Raw genomic sequence first — 23053 nt, forward strand, 5'->3', positions numbered from 1 at the left:
TGGATGAAGATCCTACCAAAGTGCTTTGCACCGCTACCGCCCGCTCCAGCTAAAACCCTCCGGCGCTGCCACCACCCGACCGAAGAGATCATAGGGCTCGGCGTGGGTGATCTGCACCGGCACCAGGGATCCCAGAGAGCCCTCCCCACGCACGTACACCACCCCGTCCACTTCGGGGGCAAAGCGAGGGGAGCGGCCAATCCACTCGCCGGTTCTGGGGTTTTCCTGCTCCAAAAGTACAGGTACCACTCGGCCCACCTGCTCGCGGTTGCGGCGGAAGGCAATGCCTTGCTGCAGTTGCATTAGACGGGCGCGGCGCTCTTGTTTGACAGCCTCTGGAACCTGATGGGGGAGGTGGTAGGCAGGGGTGCCCTCTTCGGGAGAAAAGGTAAACACCCCCACATGGTCAAACTGATGGCGCTGGACAAAGTCTAGTAGATGCTGGAAGTGCTCCTCCGTCTCCCCAGGAAAGCCGACGATAAAGCTGGTGCGCAGCACGGCATTGGGCAACGCCTGGCGCAGCCGCTCGATCACCCAGTCGTTGACCTGCCCTTGCCAGGGGCGATTCATGGCCTTGAGGATCTCAGGATGGCTGTGCTGTAAAGGCAGATCCAGGTAAGGCAGGAAATTGGCGGTCTCTTGAATGGCCTCCACCACGGCGGGGGTAATGCCCGTGGGGTAGGCGTAGAGCATGCGGATCCAGGGAATGGGGATCTGGCCCAGGGCGCGGATAAGCTCAGCCAAGCGCGGCTCCCCGTAGAGATCGATCCCGTAGTGGGTGGTGATCTGGGAAATTAAAATCAGCTCCTGCACCCCCTCTTCGGCCAGTTGTTCTGCTTCCTGTAGGATCGACTCGATGGAGCGAGAGCGTTGGTCGCCCCGCAAGTGGGGGATGATGCAGAAAGAGCAGCGGTAGTTACAGCCCTCAGCTACCCGCAGGTAGGCCACCGGCGCATGGGTGGTGCGATAGCGAGGTACGGTCTCGTCGGCAATGTAATCCAGGCTAGAAGTAACGGCATTGACCCGCTCTCCCCGCTCCACCCGCTCGATGATTTGGACGATCTGGTGATAGTCGCCCGTACCCACGATAGCCACCGCCTCTGGGATTTCCTGCAGCAGCTCCTCTTGGAAGTGTTGCGCCAAGCAGCCGGCAATGATGATCTTTTTGCCTTGTACCGCCAGCTCCATCAGGGTGCTGACCGACTCCCGTCGCGCTGCCTCGATGAAGCTACAGGTGTTGACAATCACATAGTTAGCGCTCTCTTCGTCCCCATCCACCCGGTAGCCTGCTTGAGCCAGCAGGCCCAGCATGTGCTCGGTGTCCACCCGGTTTTTCTCACAGCCCAGGTGTAAAACGGCAACCGACGCCTTTGTACGCTGCACCGCTGTTCGCGTAAGCGGGACGGAGTCCTTGACGGATGGGAAACTGGAGACGGTCGCTTCTAACCCATTCATGGACTGAGCATCAAAAAGGGGGCAGCTTGCCAGAGGCTTATCTATTCTAGTTGAGGGCCGCATCAGCGTTGCGGAGCAATAGAGCCGTAGCCACGGCCAACGCGGTGGCCGCCCAACTGTAGGGATCCCCGCCAGCCGCCGTCGAAAACAGAGGTGCCCGTCCGTAGCCCCGCAGTCGCAGCGCCTGATAGGTGCGCTCGGAGCGCTCGTAGCTGCGCACCAACAGGGTGCCCACCGAAGCAGCCAGGAAGGGTAGGTCTTGCCTCAAAGCCGGCCCAGGACGCCACAGGGATCCCCGCGGTCGCCAACCCCTCAGCCGGGCTGCCCGTTGCATCTGCTGCCACTGAGCGGCCACCTCCTGCAAATAGCGCTGGGTGAGCCAGGCCAGTTCCAGCAGGAGGTCTGGGATCCCCAGGGCCCGCAAAGCTGCCAACAGTTCCGATGTGGGGGTGGTCTCCAGCAGCAGCATGGTGAGAGCGAACAGGGCCAGCCCCCTCCCCCCCATGCGGAGCGCCATCTCCAGCCCCTCCCAGCGCAAAGCCAGGGATCCCCACTGCCACAGGATGGTTTCCCCCGCCCAGAAGGGAAGGATCCCCATCAGCCCTGCCACCAACAGCCCTGGGGCTGCCAGCCGCCTCAGCCCGAGGCTCCAAGGCAATCCCGACAGGCTCCACAGTCCAGCCACCAGCGCCCAGATGAGCGGCAAGAGGGCCAGGCACCTCACCGAGGCGAAAGCCGCCATCAGCGCCATCAGGCCCAGCACCTTGGGCAGAGGTTGCCACCGGTGCAGCCAGGAAAGGGGTTTGGAGGGGTGAGGATGGGATTGTTGACCGCGCCAGCAGCAAGGGATCCCTGAGCCGGCTTCATCTCTTGCCATACTCTCCCAGCAGCGCCGGTTGTACCCGCTGCAAAAACAGCACCACCCAACTGGTGAACAACCCCTCCACCACCATCAGGGGGATGTGGGCCACCACCAAGCTCCCAAGAGCCAGGCGACCGGCTTCTGTGGAGAGGATCCCGCTGCCAGCGTCAACCACAGCAGCCATGACCACCCCGTAAAACAACAGCACTGCTAGACCCACCCCAACCGCTCCCGCCAAGAAGGCAGACACTCCGGCCCCCATCACCCGACGGCCTGCCCGAAAAATCCCACCGGCCAGGAGCGCCGGGATCCCCATAATGGCGGCGTTGATGCCCAATGTGGTCAGGCCCCCATGGCCAAAGGCCACCGCCTGAAAAAACAAGCCCACTACAATCGCCGGATAGGCCAAAGCCCCCAACATCAGACCCATCAACCCGTTCAGCACCAGATGCAGGCTGGCCGGGGGAAAGGGCAGGTGAATCGAAGAGGCCACAAAAAAGACAGCCGTGAGCAAAGCCGCTTTGGGCAACTGGTCGCGACAGCGTTGCGTAGCAATATGGCGGGGATCCCGTTCCCACCAAGGACATTGCTCGGCAACGCCGGCGCGACGGAGAAGCCGCAAGCTGTAGCCGGTGATGAGAGCGGTGATGCCATAGCCCCCCAGCCAAAGCGGTGCCGGCAAAATGCCATCGCTAATGTGCATGGCCAGTCCTACTCCAGAGCAGAGGAGCCAGCCTGGGAGCCTGAGATTCCTAACCCTGGAGATCCCGAAACCGGTGGGCTCTCCACCGCTGCGTAACCAGATTGACGGGGCCTGGAGAAGAACAGAGCTGTGCCCAGACAGCCCCAAATGACACAGGCGGCCATAACCCCCCGCTGCAAAGGCCCAAAGGGTGGGGAAGCACTGGGGATCCCTTCTGTCTGAGGGAACTCCTCGCCCACCGGCACGTTGACCAACACCCCATGCCCCAGCTGGCGAATCCGCACCTGCCAGAGGCCCGTCAGGTTGGGATCCGGCTGCAGCAGAAATCGTCCCCGCGCATCCGTCTGTCCCTCCTGCCAAGGGGTAGTGGGATCCGTTGGCGCAAACACCGTTACCTGCGCAAAACGCATCGGTTCGCCAGAATCGTGGCGGGCCTGGATCTCAAAAGCGGGAACTGCCCGCCAAGAGGCCTCCACCCCGTGGCCCCAAGCGGGAGCAGACAGGAGCAGGCCGAAAGCCAGCAAGCTCAACCGTGCTCCGCATCGCTGACGCGACGCCGCAATCAGGCTCAGTCGGCAGGAAGGGATCCAAAGTTTTGGCCAGACTCGGTTCATTGGTTAGCTGAGGACAGACGACAATCTCTACGCTCTGCAGGCGACCGGTCTTAGAAAAGCCAAGACTTCAGGGCGAAGACTCTGTCTGGGCAGGGCCAGAGGCAGCGCGGCAGTGGCCTTCCCCCACATGGCCCAAGTGGTGCAGGATCTCCAATACGGCCTTATCTGCAGGGGATCCCTCCTGCAGATCCCCCCAGTCCACTTCCAGAAGGTCGGATCCCCCCCCAGTGCTCCGCGCCGCTGAGGCGGCCAGCCGCTGCTCCAGGGAGACAGGATCCAACTTCACCAAAGGGGCAAACCCCAGAGCTGCTTGATTGAGGCTGTCGTTGGGGGGCAAGCTTCCATCTCCAAACAGGTGGTCGAAATGGAAGGTGACCTCCAGATCTGCCACCTGGCCGACGCGCACAAAGCCTTTGCGCTCCTCCCCCACATACTCTCCGCAGGTGAAGGCCACCTCAGGGCTGAACTTGAGCACAAACGGCATCTCCCCAGCCCCTTCCTTTGTCGGTCGGGCTTGGCCTTCGATCCAGAGGGAATAGCCCTTTGCCGGCCCCTCCAGTGCTGGCACCAGCCGCCACCCCAGGGCGTTGTAGTGGCCAGGGGGTGCCTCTAGGGATCCCAGTAAGGCCCGCTCCGCCGGGGGAGCCGTGATCAAATCAACCGTGATGGGGCCGGAGAGGCTGACCAATGCCCGTGCCAGCAAATCTGCATTTCCTTCCGGATCAAAGGGCGGATCGGTTTGGTAGGCGGTTATGTCCGCCAGCGTCACGTACACGTGCTCAAAGCTCAGTTCCCAGCCGTCTTTGGAGACAAACCCCTCCCGAATGAAGTCCTCGCCGTTGGCCCAAAACTCCAGAGTACCCATCTCTGCCTTTGCTTGGGCTAGGGGTGCTTCCTGCCTGACCTTTTCCGCTCCAGCGTTAGAAGCCGGTCGGCAGGCGCCTAGAGAGAAGGCCAACCCAAGGGCCAGAAAGGGTAAAGCTAACCCCTTGCCCCAGGGATCCCTTGTTGAAGCACCAAGCCGAAATGGAGTGTGTTTCACCAGTTCCCCTGCCAAGGACTCGGTCCCGATGACGCAAACGGCACTGCTCTACCGAAACACAGGCTTCCCTGGTGTTACAATCCCCCACCAGGGCATCTGTAGGGCTATGCCTATGGCAAGGGCTACTCCTGCGCCAGATTCCCCGCCCGCACCCAACCTTCCTGCCCATTCTGACGGCGGATGCGCTGCCAACGACCATCTTCGCTGAGGCCCAGCACCGTCACCACCTCGTTCATGGGCACACCGCCAATGTAGGTTCCCTCCCGCTCTGGAGTGGCCCGCAGCGCCAGGCCAATGGGCTCGATCACCCGTCCCCGCTCACCTGGGGAAACCACTGCTGCCGTGGGGGGTCGAGTCGGCAAAGGAGTTGATTCAGGGTTGGGTTCAACCGTGGGAGCTGTAGAAGTTGAAGCTGAAGCACCATCCACAGGGCCCAAATTGCCGGCGCGCACCCAGCCCTCCTGTCCATTCAGCTCCCGCCGCACCCGTTGCCAACGACCATCGGCGCTGTACTCCAACACCGTCACCGTTTCCCCCACCACAATTCCCCCTTGGTAGGCTCCATCGGCAGAAGGTTGGCTGCGGATGGCCAGGCCAATGGGCTCGATCACCCGCCCACGGCTGCCGGGGGGAAATCCCTCAGGGTCAACAGTGCCTGCAGCAGGGCCAGAGGGGGGAGAGGGAAAACTTGCCGGGCTGGGCAAGGGATCCAAGCGCACCGCCTGCGGAAATTGAGGCGGGGCAGGGGGGGCCAACATGGGGGCGACGAGCTGCCACAACTGCCAAGCCAAGGCGGCCAGAGCCCCAACCGAGACACTCACCACCACCAAGGTGCCCAAGGGAAAACCGCCAGAAGCAGGAGAAGAACGGCCTCGCATCGGGTAGTTAGCCATCCGAAATACCTTCCCGCAATGCTGCAGGCAAGAATCCGCAGAGAAGATGGGATCCCCGTCAAAACCGGGGATTTACGAAAGCCAGAGCACGACTGCTGCGCAACGCTGACGTGATTGCATCCCAATGTATCGTGTTCCGCAGCGCTCTTGCTAGGCCTGTGCAGAGGAACCGCAACGCTGACGGGGCGACGCGACCCCAGAGGGCAAGGGCGTCGGAGATTAGCTTCTACTTATTGGTGTTGGTGAACTTATTCTGCCAGTCGGTCGTCAAAATCTCTCGGCCAAATACCCATCCTGCCAGAAGGAGGGGCAATGCCAAGCCCAGAAAGCCAAAAAGACTGACCACCTGAGCCACTTGCCGCTGGGCTTGTTTTCTCCTGGGATCCGGGATGTTGTTGGCAGCCAGCACCACTTTAGAACAAAAAGCCACCACCACCGCCCCCACCGGCCCCAAAACCAAAGAGGGCCACAGCCAAGCCTCCACTTGCGAGAATGCGTAGGCTCCGGTAAAGGGGATAATCACGAAACAAGCCAACTCTAGGATCCCCCAGGTGAAGAGGGCCAACCAGACATCTTTGCGGAAGACTTCATCGAGATTGGTGTACATAAGCCTCCGGGATAAACCGCCACCTGCCACACTAAAGCGAGACTTTGAGACAGGAACAGCAGCGTCACAGCTTCCAGATTAACTCCAGGTGCAAGGATCTGCTTGACGGATTTCCTCTGCCATTCAGGCAACTCAGCTAGAAATCGCAGGAGCCCCGCACTGTACCCGTAGGGTCAGTGTCGGGAGGAATGCGGAAGTTATGATAGAACCATGACCCAAGTCCTGACCGTATCCTGCAAGCTCAAGGTGTCCCAGTCGCAAGCCGCAAAGTTGGATGCGACAATGGATGCCTTTGTGCAGGCCTTGAACTGGGTCAACCAAAACACACCAGAAAAAGTAGTCAACGCAGTCAAACTCCAATCCCTTTGCTATTACCAGATTCGCGCTCGGTTTGGCTTGTCCAGTAACTTGGCCCAGCAGGTCTGCAGACGGCTGGCCGGTGCCCGTAAAGTTGCCCGACAGAAAAACCGTCCGGTCAAAGCGTTCAAAGGGGGCTTCGCTACCTACGACGCTCGTATCTTTTCGTTCCGCGAGAAAGACTGGACGGTGTCGCTGACCACGGTGGAGGGTCGGGAGCGCTTTGAGCTGGCGATTGGCCGCTACCAGAGAGAACGGCTGGCGGGCTCCAATCCCAAATCCGCCACTCTGGTCAAGCGCAAAGACGGTTCCTACTCCATTCAAATCTGTGTGGAAGCGGAGCCATCCCCACCGCAACGCACGGATAGAGTGCTGGGGGTGGACTTGGGAAGGACAGATATTGCCCATACGTCAGACGGGGACAATTGGAATGGACAGCAGTTGAACAGAGTCCGAGACCACTACTCTCGATTGAGGGCGGCACTCCAACGCAAAGCCAGTAAGGGCACACGCAGTTCGCGGCGCAGATGCAGAGAACTGTTGCAACGGCTGTCTGGCAAGGAGAGGCGCTTTCAGGCGTGGGTCAATCATCGCATCTCCAAAGCTATTGTCTCTAGGGCAAAAGCTACCAACAGCGCTATCGCTCTGGAAGACCTGACAGGGATCCGGGAAAGGGTCAATCAACAGCCACGCAGCAAAGCTGAGCGCCGCAGAACCAATAACTGGGCGTTCTACCAGCTTAGGATGTTCGTGGTCTACAAGGCTGCCATTGCCGGAGTACCTGTGGTGCTAGTTCCGCCTGCCTACACGTCGCAGACCTGCCACCGGTGTTTGCACATTCATCCCGACCCTGCGCAATCCTACCGCAATGGGAAGCAGTTTAAGTGTGGGCACTGTGGATGGGAAGGGGATGCGGACTGGAATGGAGCCAACATGATTGCTAAACTTGGGGCTGCCGTAAACCAGCCTAGAGGTCCGTGGTTGGCTTGCCAACTGCAGGGCTACCGAAAGCCCGCCCTGTACTGCGAAGTAGTCAGGGTCGGGTAGTTTACTAAGATAATGCCCAAGATTCTCGGATAAGCCTCCGTTGATTTACGCACAGGAGGGCGGCCTCGGCAAGGATAAACTCCCCGCGCGACCCCACACGTAAAGACTTGAAATAAGATTTAGGTGTTCAATAACTCATGAATCACCTGCGTTTGTTGCCCTTTCCAGCCGAGGTTGGGGTCAAGCTTGCCCTGTTGAGAGGGCTCTTTATTCACCCGCGAGCCGAGGGCCCATCGCCTCTGCACGATTGTTGCCCATGAGCTGCCGAAGGGATCCCCACACCCCAACGCCCTGCAACCTTGTCTCCTGCTGACTTCGAGAGTGCCAAGCTGCCATGTCACGCATCCTCATCATCGATGATGATCCCAGCATTTGTGCTCTACTGCAGCGGTACTTGCAGCGGCAGGGGTATTCGGTTGAGGTGGCGATGACGGGGGCCGAGGGCTTACAGCAGTTGCGCGCTTTTCAGCCGGCCTTGGTAATTTTGGATCTGAACTTGCCGGATGTGAGCGGCTACGATCTCTGCCAGCAAATGCAAAAAGAGACCGGCGTGTACGTGTTGATGTTGACCAGCCGCGTCAGCCCTGCTGATAAGTTGCACGGATTCCAGTTGGGGGCAGATGACTACCTGACCAAGCCCTTCAGCCTGCCGGAGTTACAGGCGCGAGTGCAAGCCATTCTGCGGCGGCAACGCATGAAGACCGAAGTTGCCAGCGCACCGGTCTTGACCTTTGCCTCTTTGGTAATCGACCCGGAAACCCGAGCAGTCATCCGCGAGCAGCGCCTGATCAACTTAACAGCACTGGAGTTCGATTTGCTCTATGCTATGGCTCGACATCCGGGGCGGGTTTGGCGACGGGCTGAGCTGATTCAAGAGGTGTGGGATTTTAACCACGAGGGAGATGAACGGGTGGTCGATGTCCACATCGGCCAAATTCGCAAGAAACTAGAGACTGATACCAGCCAACCGGAGTTGATCCGCACCGTGCGTGGAGTTGGCTACAAGTTTGAGCCCCCCGCTCCGAAGGAGGGATGGGGAGAGGAAAAACCTTAACTCCCAAATAACTCTGATACATTTACGCTGAACACTGCTGAACATCACTGTTCAACTATGCAGCGATAGCATTCTGTTTGTTTCCATTCGCGTCAGCGGGACGGAGTCCAAACAGAATGGCGGTATCCCGCAAAGCTTTGAGTAGAATACCCAAAGCGCAGTTTCCGTGTCGTCTTACTACCAATTTTCTGCTTTGCTTTGGCTACCATGTTGGCAGACTCGAAAGTAAACAGAAAGATCAACTGGTAGTAATCCGTACTGAACATATTATACATTATTTTCAGTATAGTTGAGCTTATTATTGACTAGAGTCATGCTCCCCTCTTCACGTTGGGAGAGGGGCCAGGGGTGAGGGCCCGTTAATCCAAGCGGCGGCCTGTCAAACGCACAAAAATGTCTTCTAAGTTGGCCGGGCGCACCATGAGGCCAGTTTTGTCAGGTTCAGCTTCCAACTGCCGCTGAGCTTCCGCCAAGCTGGGGAAAAAGGTGTACTCCACCTCCCGGCCAGGACAGGATCGCACCAGCAGGGCCTCTCCATACTTAGCCCGCAGTTGCTCGGTGCTGCCCAACTCGATTAACCTTCCCCCATCCATGATGCCGATGCGGTCGCACAGCTCTTCTGCCTCCTCCATGTAGTGGGTGGTAATCAGCAAGGTCATGCCCTGCCGATTGAGATCCCGCAAGATCTCCCACAACAGCCGCCGCGCCTGGGGATCCAACCCGACGGTGGGCTCGTCCAAAAACAAAATCTGGGGGCGATGCAGTAACGCCCTGGCCACCTGCAAGCGTCGTTTCATTCCCCCTGAGAGGGTTTTCACTTTGTCTTGCCGGCGATCCGCCAGCCGCACATACTCCAGCCATTCATCGATGCGTCGTTGCCGCTCCGGGTTGGGAATGTGGTGCATGCGGGCGTGAAACTCTAGGCTTTCCCAAACGGTCAGCTCTGCTTCCAGGGTGATGGGCTGCAACACCACCCCAATCTGCCGCCGCACCGACACGGGATCCTGCACCACATCGTAGCCCCCCACCTGGATGGATCCCTGGCTGGGTCGGGTAAGGCTAGTAAGCATGCGGATGGTGGTGGATTTGCCGGCGCCGTTGGGCCCCAACAGGGCAAACACTTCCCCCTGGGGGATCTGCAGGCTCAAATCTTGAACGGCAACCTGCTGCCCAAAGCGCTTCCACACCCCCTGCATTTCCACCGCCACCGTCTTGGTTTGGGGCAAGGTTGGGGCCGTCGAAAGAGCTGTCACAGTCCGCTCCGGTAAAGTGTAAAGAAATCTTTATTCTCCAGCATACGCCAGCCGTGTCAGCAAGCTGCAGGTCTTATCAGGGATCCCTGCCCTTGGCAGTAGTTTATGCTATCCCTTCAAGTCTTCCGTGGCTGTGATCTCGTTCCCTGTGGTTTTTCTCCAAGCTCTGCAAAATAGTATACATTGCACCTGAAGGGTGAGTTACGTCCGCAGGGCAGGGCGTGATCGTACAGCAGATAGGGGAAGCCGCACTAAATAGCTAGTGCTGTATCTGTACGTATGGGTAACAATAAAGACACAAGCTTGAGCGAGCTGACTGTTCGGCTTGGGGCTTTTTCTCAGTGAAGCGACCTCCCTCAGCGCCCACCGATAACCTCTACTAACCAATGTAAGGAAAATGCAGAGCAAAGACCGATTCGACCAAATTGACTTCCGGCTGGATCGCCTGGTTGGGGCTGTGTTGACCCTGGCCGAGACCGTCAGCTTCGTCAAGGATGACCTAACCCATTTGAAAGCTGTTGTTCAACAACAGGTGCTGATATCCCAGGAGCAGAGCACTTGGCTGGGAGAGTTAAAGGCAATATGTCAACAGCAAGCCGATACAGCTCGTCGCCAATCTGAGACGATTGAGCGGATCATCGCCCATCTCCTGCCCGCTCAGGATCCCAAGTCTTGAAGGATCAGAGGGCAACCTGGGGGCGTGCCACAATGGCAGCAGAGCTGAGGTTTTCCACCGTTGGAGTGCCAGGTTGCAGCAGCAGGACAGGGTTCTGTTGAGGCTGAGGAGCTGCTTGCTTTCTTTCGTTGCCGACGCTTGCCTTACCTGGATCGCTTTGGCCCTCAAGAGGCCAAGCTGCCGCCGGACAACCTGCTGGAGCAATGGCGGCGGGATCGCCAAGCCCTGGCAGCCGCTGTGTTTGAGCGATTCCCCGGAGAACGGGTTGCGCCGGGCAATGAAGCTCTCTTGGCAGCCATGGCCGACGGGGCGGAGCGGATCTACGGCGGACGGATTGCCGCAGAGCTGTTTTGGCAACCGCAGGAAGATCTCAACTGTACTGCTGAGGCAGAGCTGTTGCAGCTTGCTTCTGAACCTGTCCCTCACTCCTCCTCTCCAAGGGATCCCATCCCTGCCCCAGAAGACTGCGAGATGGTGCCCGCTCTTGCGTTGCCGCCTGAAGCTGTTCCAGAGGGACGTTCAGTTTGGGTGAGCAGCTCCCTGGATCTGCTGATTCGGGATCCCGCTCTCGTTGGCAGAAGTTGCCGCGCCGCCCGATCCTCTTACCTGCCGGTTCATATTCGTATCGGCAAACGCCCCAAACCGGAATACGAATTGTTGCTGGCTTTGCAGGCAGAGTTGCTCGGATCCCTGCAGGGAAACGTTCCCAAGCGGGGCATTTTGATCCTGAAAGATGGGAAGTGGCACCCCGTCCACCTGAGCCGCCGACGAGCACAGGTGCGGCAATTGCTGCAGGAGTACCTGCACTCCCTCAACCAGCCGGAACCACCGCAGGTGTTCATGGCCCGCAGCCGCTGCCATCTTTGCCACTGGCGGGAGCATTGTCGCCAGTTGAACGCCGCCGCTCAACCCCTCAGCCTGCTGCCGGGCGTAACGGGATCCCGCTACCCCCTGTTGCAGGAGGCGGGGATCCACTCGATTGAAGCCCTGGCCAACGCTCAGTTGGATAGGTTGCAAGCCATTCCCAAGTTGGGATCCGGCGTGGCCCTGCAACTGCAGCTGCAAGCCCGTGCCACCCTCAGCCGGCAGCCTCTCTGGATTCAATCCCCCCCGGAAACCCTGCCCACCACACCCGTAGAGCTGTACTTCGATATCGAGGCGGATCCCCGCCACAACGTCGCCTATCTGCTGGGCCTGCTGGTGGTGGAGCAAGCCGAGGGGAAAAAGGTTGCGAGCTATCACAGTTGCCTGGCCGCCGAGCCGCGGGAAGAAAGGCAAGCTTGGGAGCAATTCTTGCAACTGGCACAACGCTATCCCGACGCTCCCATCTATCACTTTCACGGCTTTGAGGTGCAGACCTGCCGACGGCTGGGGGAGCAGTACCGCACGGATCCCCGACAGCTGCGGCAGTTGTTGCAGCGCTTTGTGGATTTACAGGCCTGGGTGCAACGCTCGGTGGTGCTGCCGATCGAGAGCTATTCCCTGAAAAACATCGCCCGCTGGTTGGGGTTTCAGTGGCGTCTGCCGGATGCCAATGGCGCCCAGTCCATTTATTGGTATAGCCAATGGCTGGAAACTCGGGAGCGCAGATATTTGGAGCACTCGCTTATCTACAACGAGGATGACTGCCGGGCTACCCACCGCCTAAAAGACTGGCTGTCCCAAGGAGTCCTCCATGCCGAATGATGCGAATAAATTGACAAAGACGGCCTATCCCCAGCCGCAAATGCCGCAGCTTGCGCCGCCAGTCTTGTGGCCAGTTGCTGAGGTTTCGTTTAGAATCAGGCAGGACTGTTTAGTTTATCAGGGGAATCCCATGCTGTTGAAATCTCATGAATCTCCTCGCTATCAGGGCAGAAACCGTCGCGGTCGTGGGGGATCGGCACGCAAGCGCCAACTGGACAAACGGAACCGCGCCTTGATGCAACGATTACGACAACGAGAGCAAGCTCTCAACTCTCGATCTTCTCGGCAGGGGCAAGTTAACCCTGCCTTTTTTGTGCTTGCTTCTCCTTGGCCTGGCTACGAGGGATCCCGCTTGGCTGCCTGACCCACCCATTCGATGGCATCGAAGAGTTTGCTTCTCGCGCCTTCAAGACAAAGACTGCGCCTCCACCAATAGACGCCCGCTTTAGCAGTTAGCAACATCAATGGGAAGATTTTGGGGCCCTGGATAAGCACGAAGCTATCGGCCAAGAACGCGAATGGCTCTGTTCTTGGTGCAGGCAGGATCGGGATGACAGGATTTGAACCTGCGGCCCTCTGCTCCCAAAGCAGATGCGCTACCAAGCTGCGCTACATCCCGGCTTAGCTTTTGTGATTATGCCAGATCCCCGCCTCCGATGCACACCCAAGCAGGGATCCCTCGCTCAAGGCAACAAGGGAAACAAACATTTGTCCAGGTCAGGACTTGAGCATCTTGGCCGGCATGACAATGAGGGTATTCCCCTGTCGCTCCACCACGTAGAGCTCCTGCCCGGCTTGGATTTCCAGGTTGGGAATGCTGCACTTGGCGTTCCAGGTGGAACCCAGATAAGAAACCCGCCCCCGTTCGCCTGGGGGAATGGGGGTGATTGCCCGCGCCTCGCGAGATTCCTCTACCTGAACCGATCCATGGGGCACCAGACGGCGGCTGAGGATAATCAACACCACCGATGCCCCAATCCAGCTGGCAAATTGTACCCAGATCGGCAGCCCCAAATAAGCCAAAAGCCCCGCCAAGAGCGCCGCCAGCCCCACCGAGCCGGCAACCAATTCTGGCAAAAACAATTCGGCAGAAATTAGGACTAACCCGATGATGATCCAAGGCCAAACCATAGAATCCAGGGATCCCACCAAATTCAGTATGGCTCAAAACCCCTGGATCCTCAGCGGGGATCCCTTGTCCTTAGGGAGACTGGTTGGGGCCTACCCGCCCAAGCGGTAGTTCTCCAAAAACTGCAGGGGATCCATCTCTTCCTGAGGGGAGCTTTTGGGTAGGTTCTTGGATTCGGCAATCCGCATCAAGGTCTCCCAGTCGGTGCTCATGACAAAGGCCACGGCTTGGCGAGCTGCCTCTCGGTGGGGGCAGTCCTCTCCCAAGACACAGCCATCTCGACAGAGGGTGGCGCAATCGTGCGCAGTGCTCCTGGGATCCGGGCCAGCCATGATGTCTTCCTCTCGGTGGGTTTCACGTTTTCTTTAGGATACCTGAAGAGAATCTTGCGCTTGCAGGAGATTTGGGTCAGGGCGGGTAGCTTGGATGAGGAGATGAGGCGACAAGACCTGTTCAAGCAAGAGGAGCCTTATGGAGTTTTCGCAATTGCAAGCGCTGGTGGATCGAGCCTTGGAAGACAAAAAGCTCACCCGCACAGAGGTGGATCAAATCGTCAACGCCATCCGGTCGGACGGCAAAATCTCCCCCGAAGAGATAGGCTTGCTGGAGTCCATTCGCGAAATGGTGCTCCGCCGGGAGATTCAGGTGGTGGAAACGGCAGATTGAGGGGCAGGGATCCCCTGTTGCAAGTAGAGGGTGACTTCGCTGCGATTGTGAAACAGGTGGCGGGCTCTCACCAGGGGGAAGGCACTACCCAAAATCTCCAGACTTTGCCGCAGCACCCGCAGGCGGTGTTGGTGGGGTAGCTTCAGGGTCATCACAGCTCTCCCCTGTGGCTCCAGATGGGGGGCAAAAGCCACCATCAGGCGGGCAGAAGCCGGGCCATCCATCCGCATGTCGTTGAGGATGAGGTGAAACCGGCCTGGGCCACGGGCCAGGTAGGCTTGGGCGCTGAGGCGATGGTGGCAGATCCCCGGATCTTGGCTGAGGCGCTCGTGCAAGTCCCCCGGATCCACTGCTGTGACCTGCTGGCCATATAGGCGCAAAATGCGCGACCATCCCCCCGGTGCTGCCCCCAGATCCAGAGCCTGTCCCTCCGGCACCAAGGGAATCTGAAACACCTGGATGGCCTCCAGCAGCTTAAACTCGGAGCGGCTGATTTGCTCTGGATCCCGCCGAAAGCGATGGATCCCACCGGCCCAGTTGGAGAGGTTCTGGGCAGCCAAGGATAGGCCCAGCCAAGCGCGAATGCCCATCGGTTGAGCCAGGATCACCACCGAGATTACCTGCTGGGGGTCTTTGACCTGCAGGGGGGATCCCACCGCTGCCATCACCTGTTCGGCCAGGGTTTCATTGACCTGGAAGGGCTTGAGAGCCGGCTCTCCAAACAGGCGCGTTTGAACCGAAAAGCTGAGGGTGGGGTCAATGGCTGCCAACATTTCCCCATCAAGGCGCAATTCAACTGGGGATCCCCCAGATAGCCGCCGTTCTTGGTGAATGGGGCAGATGTGGCGTAAAAAAATGGGCGGGTCAGCTTGCCAAGCCTCAGCCAGGTCAGCAAATGAGCGTTGGCTGCACACCCATACCAAGCCAGGTGCTTCCTTTAGCCGCTGCACGGCAGCCTCTGGATCCGCAGCTTCTATCTCCCGGATCGCCAAATCCAGAAAATCTGGGTCAGCACTGCCCAGCCATGTATGGGTATCAGGGGGGAGAGGATTGCTCAACGGGCTCGCTGCCAACGCAGGTAGGGTAAAGAAGCGGCTACTTGCTGAATCTGGGCTTGGGCGGCCAGCAGTTGTCCTGTGGCGTCCCAGGTGCCCTGCACCAGCATTTGCCAGGCTCCCTGGGGGATCTCCACAGCAGCGGTATTTGCCTCCCAGCGCACCTGTTTGTTGGGCAGATCCAGCGTCAACTGGAGCTGGGGATTTTCCGCCACCGCCTTCTGCAGGGCTTGAATCACAGCCGGGGGTGCCGTAACACAAGGGATCCCTAGAGCCAAGCAGTTGCCGAAGAAGATCTCGGCAAAGCTTTCGCCAATGAGGGCGCGGATCCCCCATTTGGCCAGCGCTTGGGGGGCATGCTCCCGGCTGGAGCCACAGCCAAAATTGGCATTGACCACGAGGATCTGGGCTCCCTGGTACTGGGGTTGATCGAAGGGGTGTTGGCCGGGATCCTGGGCGCGGTCGTCGGCAAACACGTGCTGGCCCAAGCCGTCGAAGGTGACGCACTTCAAAAAGCGGGCCGGGATAATCCGATCGGTGTCGATGTCGTTGCCCAGCAGGGGGATCCCTCGGCCTGTGACGGTCAAAACTTCGCTTGACATGGGAACTTGATGAATTCTCCCAGAGAGGACTTCAGGGTATCGCAACGTTCGGCAAAACCCTGCCCAACGGCAAAGGAAAGACGGCAAAAGGGGAAGGCTCAGCTCGGCTACCGGCGGTAAACCTGATTTTCCAAATTGCGCACCTGCCGCTCCAGCCGATCCAGCCGCCCCCGCAGCTCGTCCATTTCCGATTGGCGGGGCACGCCCAGATCCTGCAGGACGTTGCGCACCTGCCGCTGAACGTAGGATTCAAAGTTACTCTGCTCGGCCTTCACCTGGTTGAGCAGGTTGTTGATGACATTGGATGCCTCTTCTGGGTTGAGCTGCCCCTTCTGCACCAAGTCGTCGGCAGCCTTTCTCAACTGTTCTGCCAGCAGAGTGGTTGTGCCCACGCCCATCAGCAATAGCTGACGTAAGATACTGTTGTTGTCCAATGCTGCCCTCCAAAGGACGCTTCGCGAACGGTACGGGCCTCCATGACTACCCATTTTCCTCAGTTTGCCCTCAACTTCGCAACCGGCTCGGCCAGTTTCTCCCTTTCGCCTGAGGCGGCACAACAATGGCACAAGGCTCTGCAAATCCTCTTGGAGCGGCTCAAGGTTCGCTCGGGCAGCTCCCGGCAGCAGCCTCAGGATCCGGTTGAGTTTCATCATTCTGCTACCGACTTCTCTTTGGAGATGTTCTGCAACCCCAACATCTGGGTCGGCCCCCACGCAGCCAAGGTCTTGGTTACTGTGAAAACGGAAGGGCTGCGCCTTTCCACCGAAGTGGAGTTCTCTCGCCTTCAAGAAGACCTCAGCCAATATCTGGAGTCCCTAACATGAGCGAAGATGCCCATGCTGCGGGAGAGGAGCCCGCGGCCATTACGGTGACGCAACTGCTGGACGAGCCGCCAGAAGGGATCCCCGGCCAATTGGAAGTGGTTTCCCTCACTTGGCACGACCGCCAGCGATCCCGGCAACGGCTGGTGAGCGATCGGGGCACCGAGATCCAGTTGATGCTGCCTCGGGGCACCCATCTTCACGATGGGGATCTGCTCTATGCGGATGCGCAGCGACACATTCGGGTCAAAGCCCAACCCGAACCGGTGCTCTTGATTCAACCTGAAAACCCCATCCAGATGGGCCAGGTGATTCATCAACTGGGCAATTGGCACCGCCCGGCCCACGTTTCCCTCCAAGGACAGATCCTGGCGCTGGCCGATGATCCCCTGCAGGACTGGCTGGCCCACATGGGGATCCCGTTTCGGTTGGAGATGGAGGTCTTCGAGCCCAACCTGTTGGCCCACAGCCATTAACCTGAGCCTTTGCGAGCGCAAACCCGTCCCTCCGACTCATGGCCTAGGCTCCAGCCTCTGCTTCTCGGGTTGCCAACCGCGCTGCAAACTCTCGGTGTTCCTCCGACTCAATTCCCCTTTGCAGCACACCCAACACCTGCTGCATGTTGCCCGTCAGCAGCGCGTCCACGGCTAACCACAACCCCGGAAACACTCGACTGTACAAGACGCCCGACTCATTGGGCTGTTGCAGCACGTACTCTCCATTCTGGAAGACATACCAGCGAAAGGCTTGCTCTTGGGTTAGCCAGACCAGATATTCCCGCACGCCGTTGCGCCGGTAGGCCCGCAGCTTATCATGCAGGTCGTAGGAAGCTGTGCTGGCGGCAATCTCCACAATCAGCTCCGGTGCACCCTCAATGTAGTCATCCTCGCTAATGCGGGACTGTCCCCCACAAGATTCGTGCATCCGCAATATGGCATCTGGCTGCGGCTCATTGTCCAAGTCCAGGCGAACGGTTGGATTGCCCGCCGACTCAACCCCCGGCGTTGCTGCTTCATAAACTCCCAGCCAGGCCATGATGTGGCTGTGTGGTCTGCCATGTCGGCGATATCTGAGGGGAGATGCCACGTAAACAATTCCCTCAATCAGCTCGGCTTTTTTGAGCTGAGGCATGGCTTGATAGCGCCGTTCAAACTCATCGCGGGTGAGACGATCGCCGCTTTCTAAGATGGGCAGTTCACGGAAGGAAGGGCTACTGACGCTCATGACCAGCTCTCTTACCAGCAGTCGCGACAGTGTTGCGGAGCAATATCGATGACTGATACATTTACGCTGAACACTGCTGAACATCACTGTTCAACTATGCAGCGATAGCATTCTGTTTGTTTCCAACCAGAATGGCGGTATCCCGCAAAGCTTTGAGTAGAATACCCAAAGCGCAGTTTCCGTGTCGTCTTACTACCAATTTTCTGCTTTGCTTTGGCTACCATGTTGGCAGACTCGAAAGTAAACAGAAAGATCAACTGGTAGTAATCCGTTATTATACATTATTTTCAGTATAGTTGAGCTTATTATTGACTAGAGTCATGCTCCATCCGGGTTGGCTGGTAAGTCCATCATAGAGGGGCTGCTCTGTCGCGACAGCGTTGTGGAGCAACAATGGGCCATAGATGGGACGGGATCCCCTTCTATTCGACCCATTGAGCAGTCATCATCAGGTGTCCAAGTTCTCGATCCGAACCGGCTCAAGAGGTTCTGCCAGCGGAAACCCCAGCACCTGGGCATAAAAGTAAAGCTCTGCCTCCAAGGCCCTTTTGATGTTGGCCGCCTGGCGAAAGCCGTGTTGCTCTCCCTCGAAAGGCACATAGGCCACTGGGATCCCTTTGGCCCGCAGCGCTGCCACCATCCTCTCTGCCTGATTGGGGGGCACGATGGCGTCTTCCAAGCCTTGAAAGAAGATAACCGGACAATTGAGGCCCTCTAGGTGATGAATGGGGGAGCGCTCCCGGTAGAGATCCCGTCGCTCTGGGTAGGGGCCAATAAGGCTGTCCAAGTAGCGAGACTCGAACTTGTGGGTCTCCTGGGCTAGGGCTTCCAGATCGCTCACCCCGTAGTAGCTGGCACCTGCTCGGAAGACGGCGTGGAAGGTCAAGGCCGCCAACGTGGTATAGCCGCCAGCGCTGCCCCCTTGAATGAGCAGCCGTTCCCCATCCACCTTGCCCTGTTCTGCCAAAAATTGGGATCCGGCGATGCAATCTTCCACATCTACCAGGCCCCACCGGCCTTTGAGAGCATCCCGATAGGCCCGTCCGTAGCCGCTGCTGCCCCGGTAGTTCACATCCAAAACGGCAATCCCCCGACTGGTCCAGTATTGGATCCCCAGGTTGAGCACCGCTGCCGTCGCCCCGGTGGGCCCGCCGTGGCTTTTCACCAGCAGGGGTGGCTTTTCGCCAGCAGGGGCAACAAAGTCTCGGTTTTTGGGGGGATAGAAGAAGGCGTAGGCCACTTCCTTGCCGCCACCGGTGGGAAAAACAATGGGCTCTGGGATCGACAGATAGTCGGGATCCACCGCCACGCTGCTGGAACGGGCCACCACCTCCACTTGGCTGGAGGGTAAGTCTAGGCAGACCAAGGCAGTGGCTTCCGTCGGGGATCCGGCCAGGAAAGCGGCTTTTTCCCCACTCACCTGCAAACCGCTGATCTGGGTGTAGGGCAAGGGGATCCCTGCCAACTGTCCTGAATGGGGATCCAGATAAGCCAGATGAGACAGCCCGTCTTGTTCATAACAGGCCAGGATGCGCCCATCGCCACAGAAGCCGTAGGTGCTCAGGCCAAACACCCACTGCGGCTCTCCAAACTCCGCTTCCATAGGGCAGAGGGGAATGGGGCCCTGGGGATCCCAGCGATAGAGGTTCCACCAGCCGCTGCAATCGGAAACAAAGTAGAGATCCCCTTGCGGTGACCACTGGGGCTGGAAGATCGACTCGGCAGGGCCACCGGCCAGCTTTTGAGGTTCTCCCAAGCTGCCGTCAGGGTTCACCTCAGACCGCCACAGCTCTGTGCCGTCCCAGGGCATTTGGGGGTGATCCCAGGTCAGCCATACCAAGGTCTGGCCATCGGGGCTGAGGCGAGGGTTGGCATAGAAATTGTGCCCAGAGGCCAAAACGCGCTGGGATCCGCTTTCCAAGTCAATCGAGACAAGGCTGTTTTCCGGCTCTCCCTGGCGGCTGTGATCTTCCCGCACACAGAGGATGCGTCCACGCGCCCGATCCACCACCCCGTCGGCGTAGCGATAGGGGCCTGCTTCCGTCAGGGGCTGGGGATCTGAACCCGGCAGCAGGCGGTAGAGCCGTTGGTCAGCGAAGTTGCAAAAATACACTACCCCTGCCGACACCCAATAAGCTCCACCCCCATACTCATGCACTCGTGTCCGCACATTGAAAGGTGCCGGTGTCAGCTCCACCAGGATCCCGTCGGCAGAGCGCCGCATCAACACATTGCGCCCTTTTTCTTGCGGGCGACCCTCCGTCCAGTAGAGATCCCCTCCATCCCAAACTACCTGTCCCAAGCGCAGGGATCCCGTCACCACCAGGTCAGCGGTAATCGGGGATCGCCAAGATCCATAGCCGGCCTGTTGCACCATAAGCTATTAACTCTCAACTAATTCTCGACCCCAGAACCCCTATTATGCCGGCAGCAAGGGATCCCTGCCTCTGCCTACAGCCTGTGGGGAAAGGGAGCCGAGAACAGGCTCGGATTCTGGGAAAAGGTATCCCGCGATACAATTCTCTCCGGGCTGAATGGGTTTGATGGAACACGTTAAGGCAACAGGGATGCACAACGCTTTCTCGACTGCAGGATTAGCCTTTCCCCTGTTGACGTTGGGAAGGCATTCGGTGAAAGCCTCAGCTGAGCGCAGTTGGGCAGGTTCAACACATGGGCGAGGTGATAAGCTAGGTGCTTCCCCCCGTTGGCCGGGCTGCTGCAACTGTACTTCTTAACACCCTTTGCACTCACTTCGTTTCGGAGATCACCGATGGCTCAATCTTTTAATCGTCGTCAAGTGCTGAAAATGGGCGCTCTGGCTGGAGCCGGGGCGGCCCTGGGGCCGCAGATCTGGGTGAAGCGGTCTGTGCCCGCTTACGCCCAGGGAGAGACCATTCGCGTTGGCATTTTGCACTCCCTCAGCGGCACCATGGCCATTTCAGAAACCAGCGTGGTGGATGCCGAAAAGCTGGCTATCAAAGAGATCAATGCCGCCGGTGGGGTTTTGGGCAAGCAGATCGAGCCGATTATCGAGGACGGGGCTTCCGATTGGCCAACCTTTGCCGAGAAAGCCACCAAATTGATCGATGTGGACAAGGTGGCAACGGTATTCGGCTGCTGGACTTCGGCCAGTCGCAAAGCCGTGTTGCCGGTGTTTGAATCCAAGCAGCACCTGCTCTGGTATCCCGTGCAGTACGAAGGACAAGAGTGCTCCAAAAACATCTTCTACACCGGCGCTGCCCCCAACCAGCAGATCGAGCCTTCCGTGGAATGGCTGCTCAACAATAAAGGTAAAGAGTTCTTCCTGGTGGGATCCGACTATGTGTTCCCCCGCACGGCCAACACCATCATCAAGGCCCAGTTGGAAGCCCTGGGGGGCAAAGTGGTGGGTGAAGACTATCTGCCTTTGGGCAACACAGAAGTTACCCCCATCATCAGCAAGATCCGGGCCGCTCTTCCCAATGGCGGTGTGATCTACAACAGCTTGAACGGCGACAGCAACGTGGCCTTTTTCAAACAACTGGAAGGGGCAGGGCTGGGGCCAGATCGCTATCCTTCCATGTCCGTCAGCATTGCTGAAGAAGAGGTACAGGCCATCGGCCCCGAATTCTTGGAAGGGCACTTTGCCGCCTGGAACTACTTTATGACGGTGGATACGCCTGCCAACAAGAAGTTTGTGGAGGCTTTCAAGGCAGAATACGGCCAAAACCGCGTCACCAACGACCCGATGGAAGCCGCCTACATCATGGTTTACATCTGGAAGCAGGCAGTGGAAAAAGCGGGAACGGTGGAGATCGACGCCGTGCGGCAGGCAGCCTATGGCCAGACCTTTGATGCCCCAGAAGGCTTGGTAACCATGAACACCAATCACCACCTGACCAAGTATGTGCGGATCGGCCAGGTGCGCTCTGACGGTTTGTTTGATGTCATCTTTTCTACGGATGCCGTGGAGCCGCAGCCCTGGAACCAGTTTGTGGCAGAAACCAAGGGCTTTGCCTGCGATTGGTCAGATCCGGCCAAGGGCGGTCGCTACAAAGTCAGCTAGTCCTGGCCAGGGCTGGGATCCCTTGCCGTTTGGATAGGGTCGGGGATCCCGCCTAGATGCTCGGTTAGCCTCCCTAGTTTAGTTGGAAGGAGGATCCCCTGCCCATGACCTTGCTCCTGGACAGCTTGTTCAACGGCCTTAGCATCGGCACCGTCTTGCTGATAGCCGCTCTGGGCTTGGCTATTGTTTTCGGCCTCATGGGGGTCATCAACATGGCCCATGGGGAGCTGATGATGTTGGGGGCCTACACCACTTTTGTGGTTCAAAATGCCTTTCGTCCCCTAGGGGATCCCTGGCGGGATCTGTACATCTTCCCGGCTTTGGTAGCTGCCTTTGCCGTCACGGCTCTGGTGGGACTAGCCCTCGAGCGGGGGGTGATTCGCTTTTTGTATGGCCGACCGCTGGAAACCCTTCTGGCCACTTGGGGCGTGAGCCTGATCCTGCAGCAGTTTGTGCGCAGCGTCAATTGGGTGCTGGCTTTCCGCTTGGGGGCCTTCGCGGTGCTCTTTTTTGGCGGCTGGTGGCTCTTGGCCAGGCGAACGGATTGGCCGCGCCTCAAAGGGTGGACGCTGGCGCTGCTACTGGTGCTTTCCACGGCAATTGCAGCGGTGGGGGGGCGGGTGCTGGCGCAAACCTATGCTTTAGCAGTCACTCAACCCTGGTTTGGAGCCCAGAACAAAGATGTGACCGCTCCCCGTTGGCTGGGGGGTGGGATCCCGGTGGGCAGCCTGTTTTTGCCCAATACCCGCCTGTTTATCATCGCCCTCACTGTCTTCTGCATCCTAGGGCTGTACTTCTTCTTGCAGCGCACCCGCTGGGGGCTGCGCATCCGGGCGGTTACCCAGAATCGGGCCATGAGCGCCTGTGTAGGGATCCCCACGCAAAAGGTGGATGCCCTTACCTTTGCCATCGGTTCGGGTCTGGCGGGAGTAGCCGGCGTAGCGGTCAGCCTGCTGGGATCCGTGGGGCCGAACACCGGCCAAAACTACATCGTGGATACCTTTATGGTGGTCGTCGTGGGGGGTGTCGGTAAGCTTTTGGGCAGCATTGTGGCAGCGCTTGGGATCGGGATTGCCAACTTTGTCATCGGTTCCGGGACGCTGGCTTTGATTTTTCCCAACGTGCCCATCCTGACCGATACCCTCAACTTTTTTGCCACCACGAGCATGGCCAAGGTGATGGTCTTTGCTTTGATCGTGGCCTTTTTGCAGGTGCGACCCCGTGGCCTTTTCCCCGAAAAAGGTCGTATGGTGGATGCCTAG

25 protein-coding genes, 1 tRNA gene and 1 pseudogene are annotated in these 23053 nt (G+C 58.6%); 10 read left to right on the forward strand and 17 right to left on the reverse strand.

Going from position 1 to position 23053, the window contains the following annotated elements:
* Window positions 1-33: 33 nt before the first annotated feature.
* The 7 genes from rimO to ACVWXE_RS00605 all read right to left on the reverse strand — a co-directional run bounded on the left by rimO (window position 34) and on the right by ACVWXE_RS00605 (window position 6176).
* A complete protein-coding gene (gene rimO / locus ACVWXE_RS00575) occupies window positions 34-1518 on the reverse strand; it encodes a 30S ribosomal protein S12 methylthiotransferase RimO (protein ID WP_457489317.1) in 1485 nt (494 codons plus the stop codon).
* Complete coding sequence (gene cbiQ / locus ACVWXE_RS00580) at window positions 1502-2332, reverse strand: cobalt ECF transporter T component CbiQ (protein WP_457489318.1); 831 nt, start codon at window positions 2330-2332, stop codon at window positions 1502-1504. The genes rimO and cbiQ overlap by 17 nt, the downstream gene beginning before the upstream one ends.
* Complete coding sequence (cbiM, locus tag ACVWXE_RS00585) at window positions 2319-3020, reverse strand: cobalt transporter CbiM (protein WP_414418680.1); 702 nt, start codon at window positions 3018-3020, stop codon at window positions 2319-2321. Before cbiM ends, cbiQ begins: the two co-directional genes overlap by 14 nt.
* A gap of 8 nt (window positions 3021-3028) precedes the next feature.
* Complete coding sequence (locus tag ACVWXE_RS00590; RefSeq protein WP_457384822.1) at window positions 3029-3550, reverse strand: hypothetical protein; 522 nt, start codon at window positions 3548-3550, stop codon at window positions 3029-3031.
* A 151-nt stretch (window positions 3551-3701) separates the two neighbouring features.
* Window positions 3702-4499 (reverse strand): DUF4382 domain-containing protein, encoded by a 798-nt coding sequence (locus ACVWXE_RS00595; protein WP_457384823.1) that lies wholly within the window; start codon window positions 4497-4499, stop codon window positions 3702-3704.
* A 299-nt stretch (window positions 4500-4798) separates the two neighbouring features.
* Window positions 4799-5569, reverse strand: coding sequence for an SH3 domain-containing protein (locus ACVWXE_RS00600; protein ID WP_457489319.1), 771 nt, complete (start codon window positions 5567-5569; stop codon window positions 4799-4801).
* Between the two features lie 226 nt (window positions 5570-5795).
* On the reverse strand, window positions 5796-6176 hold the full coding sequence (locus ACVWXE_RS00605; RefSeq protein ID WP_457489320.1) for a hypothetical protein: 381 nt from the start codon (window positions 6174-6176) through the stop codon (window positions 5796-5798).
* 210 nt (window positions 6177-6386) lie between these two features.
* Between ACVWXE_RS00605 and ACVWXE_RS00610 the strand changes: the two genes are divergently transcribed.
* Window positions 6387-7580 carry an RNA-guided endonuclease InsQ/TnpB family protein gene (locus tag ACVWXE_RS00610; RefSeq protein WP_457489321.1) on the forward strand — a complete coding sequence of 398 codons (1194 nt, stop codon included), beginning with the start codon at window positions 6387-6389 and terminating at the stop codon, window positions 7578-7580.
* 334 nt (window positions 7581-7914) lie between these two features.
* Window positions 7915-8634, forward strand: coding sequence for a response regulator transcription factor (locus ACVWXE_RS00615; protein ID WP_011433617.1), 720 nt, complete (start codon window positions 7915-7917; stop codon window positions 8632-8634).
* 359 nt (window positions 8635-8993) lie between these two features.
* On the opposite strand, the gene ACVWXE_RS00620 is transcribed toward ACVWXE_RS00615, so the two are convergent.
* Window positions 8994-9842, reverse strand: coding sequence for an ABC transporter ATP-binding protein (locus ACVWXE_RS00620; protein ID WP_457489359.1), 849 nt, complete (start codon window positions 9840-9842; stop codon window positions 8994-8996).
* Between the two features lie 442 nt (window positions 9843-10284).
* Between ACVWXE_RS00620 and ACVWXE_RS00625 the strand changes: the two genes are divergently transcribed.
* The 3 genes from ACVWXE_RS00625 (at window position 10285) to ACVWXE_RS00635 (ending at window position 12613) form a co-directional block, all read left to right on the forward strand.
* On the forward strand, window positions 10285-10563 hold the full coding sequence (locus tag ACVWXE_RS00625; protein ID WP_457482269.1) for a hypothetical protein: 279 nt from the start codon (window positions 10285-10287) through the stop codon (window positions 10561-10563).
* 60 nt (window positions 10564-10623) lie between these two features.
* Window positions 10624-12249, forward strand: coding sequence for a TM0106 family RecB-like putative nuclease (locus ACVWXE_RS00630; RefSeq protein ID WP_457489322.1), 1626 nt, complete (start codon window positions 10624-10626; stop codon window positions 12247-12249).
* A 130-nt stretch (window positions 12250-12379) separates the two neighbouring features.
* Window positions 12380-12613 carry a hypothetical protein gene (locus tag ACVWXE_RS00635; RefSeq protein ID WP_457489323.1) on the forward strand — a complete coding sequence of 78 codons (234 nt, stop codon included), beginning with the start codon at window positions 12380-12382 and terminating at the stop codon, window positions 12611-12613.
* 181 nt (window positions 12614-12794) lie between these two features.
* Here the strand turns inward: ACVWXE_RS00635 and ACVWXE_RS00640 are convergent.
* From ACVWXE_RS00640 to ACVWXE_RS00650, 3 genes are all read right to left on the reverse strand, one after another.
* Window positions 12795-12868, reverse strand: a tRNA-Pro gene (locus tag ACVWXE_RS00640).
* Between the two features lie 98 nt (window positions 12869-12966).
* Window positions 12967-13380 (reverse strand): NfeD family protein, encoded by a 414-nt coding sequence (locus ACVWXE_RS00645; RefSeq protein ID WP_414346738.1) that lies wholly within the window; start codon window positions 13378-13380, stop codon window positions 12967-12969.
* Window positions 13381-13470: 90 nt separating this feature from the next.
* Entirely contained in the window at window positions 13471-13710 is a 240-nt protein-coding gene (locus ACVWXE_RS00650) for a hypothetical protein (protein WP_011433611.1), read from the reverse strand.
* Between the two features lie 139 nt (window positions 13711-13849).
* Between ACVWXE_RS00650 and ACVWXE_RS00655 the strand changes: the two genes are divergently transcribed.
* Window positions 13850-14044, forward strand: coding sequence for a hypothetical protein (locus ACVWXE_RS00655; RefSeq protein WP_011433610.1), 195 nt, complete (start codon window positions 13850-13852; stop codon window positions 14042-14044).
* Here the strand turns inward: ACVWXE_RS00655 and ACVWXE_RS00660 are convergent.
* From ACVWXE_RS00660 to ACVWXE_RS00670, 3 genes are all read right to left on the reverse strand, one after another.
* Complete coding sequence (locus ACVWXE_RS00660) at window positions 14020-15102, reverse strand: SAM-dependent methyltransferase (RefSeq protein ID WP_457489324.1); 1083 nt, start codon at window positions 15100-15102, stop codon at window positions 14020-14022. The two genes, ACVWXE_RS00655 and ACVWXE_RS00660, sit on opposite strands and share 25 nt — an antisense overlap.
* Window positions 15099-15701 carry a 3-isopropylmalate dehydratase small subunit gene (gene leuD, locus ACVWXE_RS00665; protein WP_457489325.1) on the reverse strand — a complete coding sequence of 201 codons (603 nt, stop codon included), beginning with the start codon at window positions 15699-15701 and terminating at the stop codon, window positions 15099-15101. The genes ACVWXE_RS00660 and leuD overlap by 4 nt, the downstream gene beginning before the upstream one ends.
* Window positions 15702-15808: 107 nt before the next feature.
* A complete protein-coding gene (locus tag ACVWXE_RS00670; RefSeq protein ID WP_011433607.1) occupies window positions 15809-16135 on the reverse strand; it encodes a phasin family protein in 327 nt (108 codons plus the stop codon).
* Window positions 16136-16177: 42 nt separating this feature from the next.
* Between ACVWXE_RS00670 and ACVWXE_RS00675 the strand changes: the two genes are divergently transcribed.
* Window positions 16178-16525 carry a hypothetical protein gene (locus ACVWXE_RS00675; RefSeq protein ID WP_457489326.1) on the forward strand — a complete coding sequence of 116 codons (348 nt, stop codon included), beginning with the start codon at window positions 16178-16180 and terminating at the stop codon, window positions 16523-16525.
* On the forward strand, window positions 16522-16998 hold the full coding sequence (locus ACVWXE_RS00680; protein ID WP_457489327.1) for an urease accessory protein UreE: 477 nt from the start codon (window positions 16522-16524) through the stop codon (window positions 16996-16998). The genes ACVWXE_RS00675 and ACVWXE_RS00680 overlap by 4 nt, the downstream gene beginning before the upstream one ends.
* Window positions 16999-17041: 43 nt before the next feature.
* Here ACVWXE_RS00680 and ACVWXE_RS00685 read toward each other — a convergent pair whose 3' ends face one another.
* The 3 genes and pseudogenes from ACVWXE_RS00685 to ACVWXE_RS00695 all read right to left on the reverse strand — a co-directional run bounded on the left by ACVWXE_RS00685 (window position 17042) and on the right by ACVWXE_RS00695 (window position 20123).
* A complete protein-coding gene (locus ACVWXE_RS00685) occupies window positions 17042-17746 on the reverse strand; it encodes a Uma2 family endonuclease (RefSeq protein ID WP_457489328.1) in 705 nt (234 codons plus the stop codon).
* 94 nt (window positions 17747-17840) lie between these two features.
* A pseudogene (locus ACVWXE_RS00690) lies at window positions 17841-18021 on the reverse strand (hypothetical protein); the annotation flags it as partial.
* A 173-nt stretch (window positions 18022-18194) separates the two neighbouring features.
* On the reverse strand, window positions 18195-20123 hold the full coding sequence (locus tag ACVWXE_RS00695) for a S9 family peptidase (RefSeq protein WP_457489329.1): 1929 nt from the start codon (window positions 20121-20123) through the stop codon (window positions 18195-18197).
* A 393-nt stretch (window positions 20124-20516) separates the two neighbouring features.
* Between ACVWXE_RS00695 and urtA the strand changes: the two genes are divergently transcribed.
* On the forward strand, window positions 20517-21791 hold the full coding sequence (urtA, locus tag ACVWXE_RS00700; RefSeq protein ID WP_457489330.1) for an urea ABC transporter substrate-binding protein: 1275 nt from the start codon (window positions 20517-20519) through the stop codon (window positions 21789-21791).
* A gap of 104 nt (window positions 21792-21895) precedes the next feature.
* A complete protein-coding gene (gene urtB / locus ACVWXE_RS00705; protein WP_414416924.1) occupies window positions 21896-23053 on the forward strand; it encodes an urea ABC transporter permease subunit UrtB in 1158 nt (385 codons plus the stop codon).

Source organism: Thermostichus sp. MS-CIW-41 (assembly GCF_054058915.1).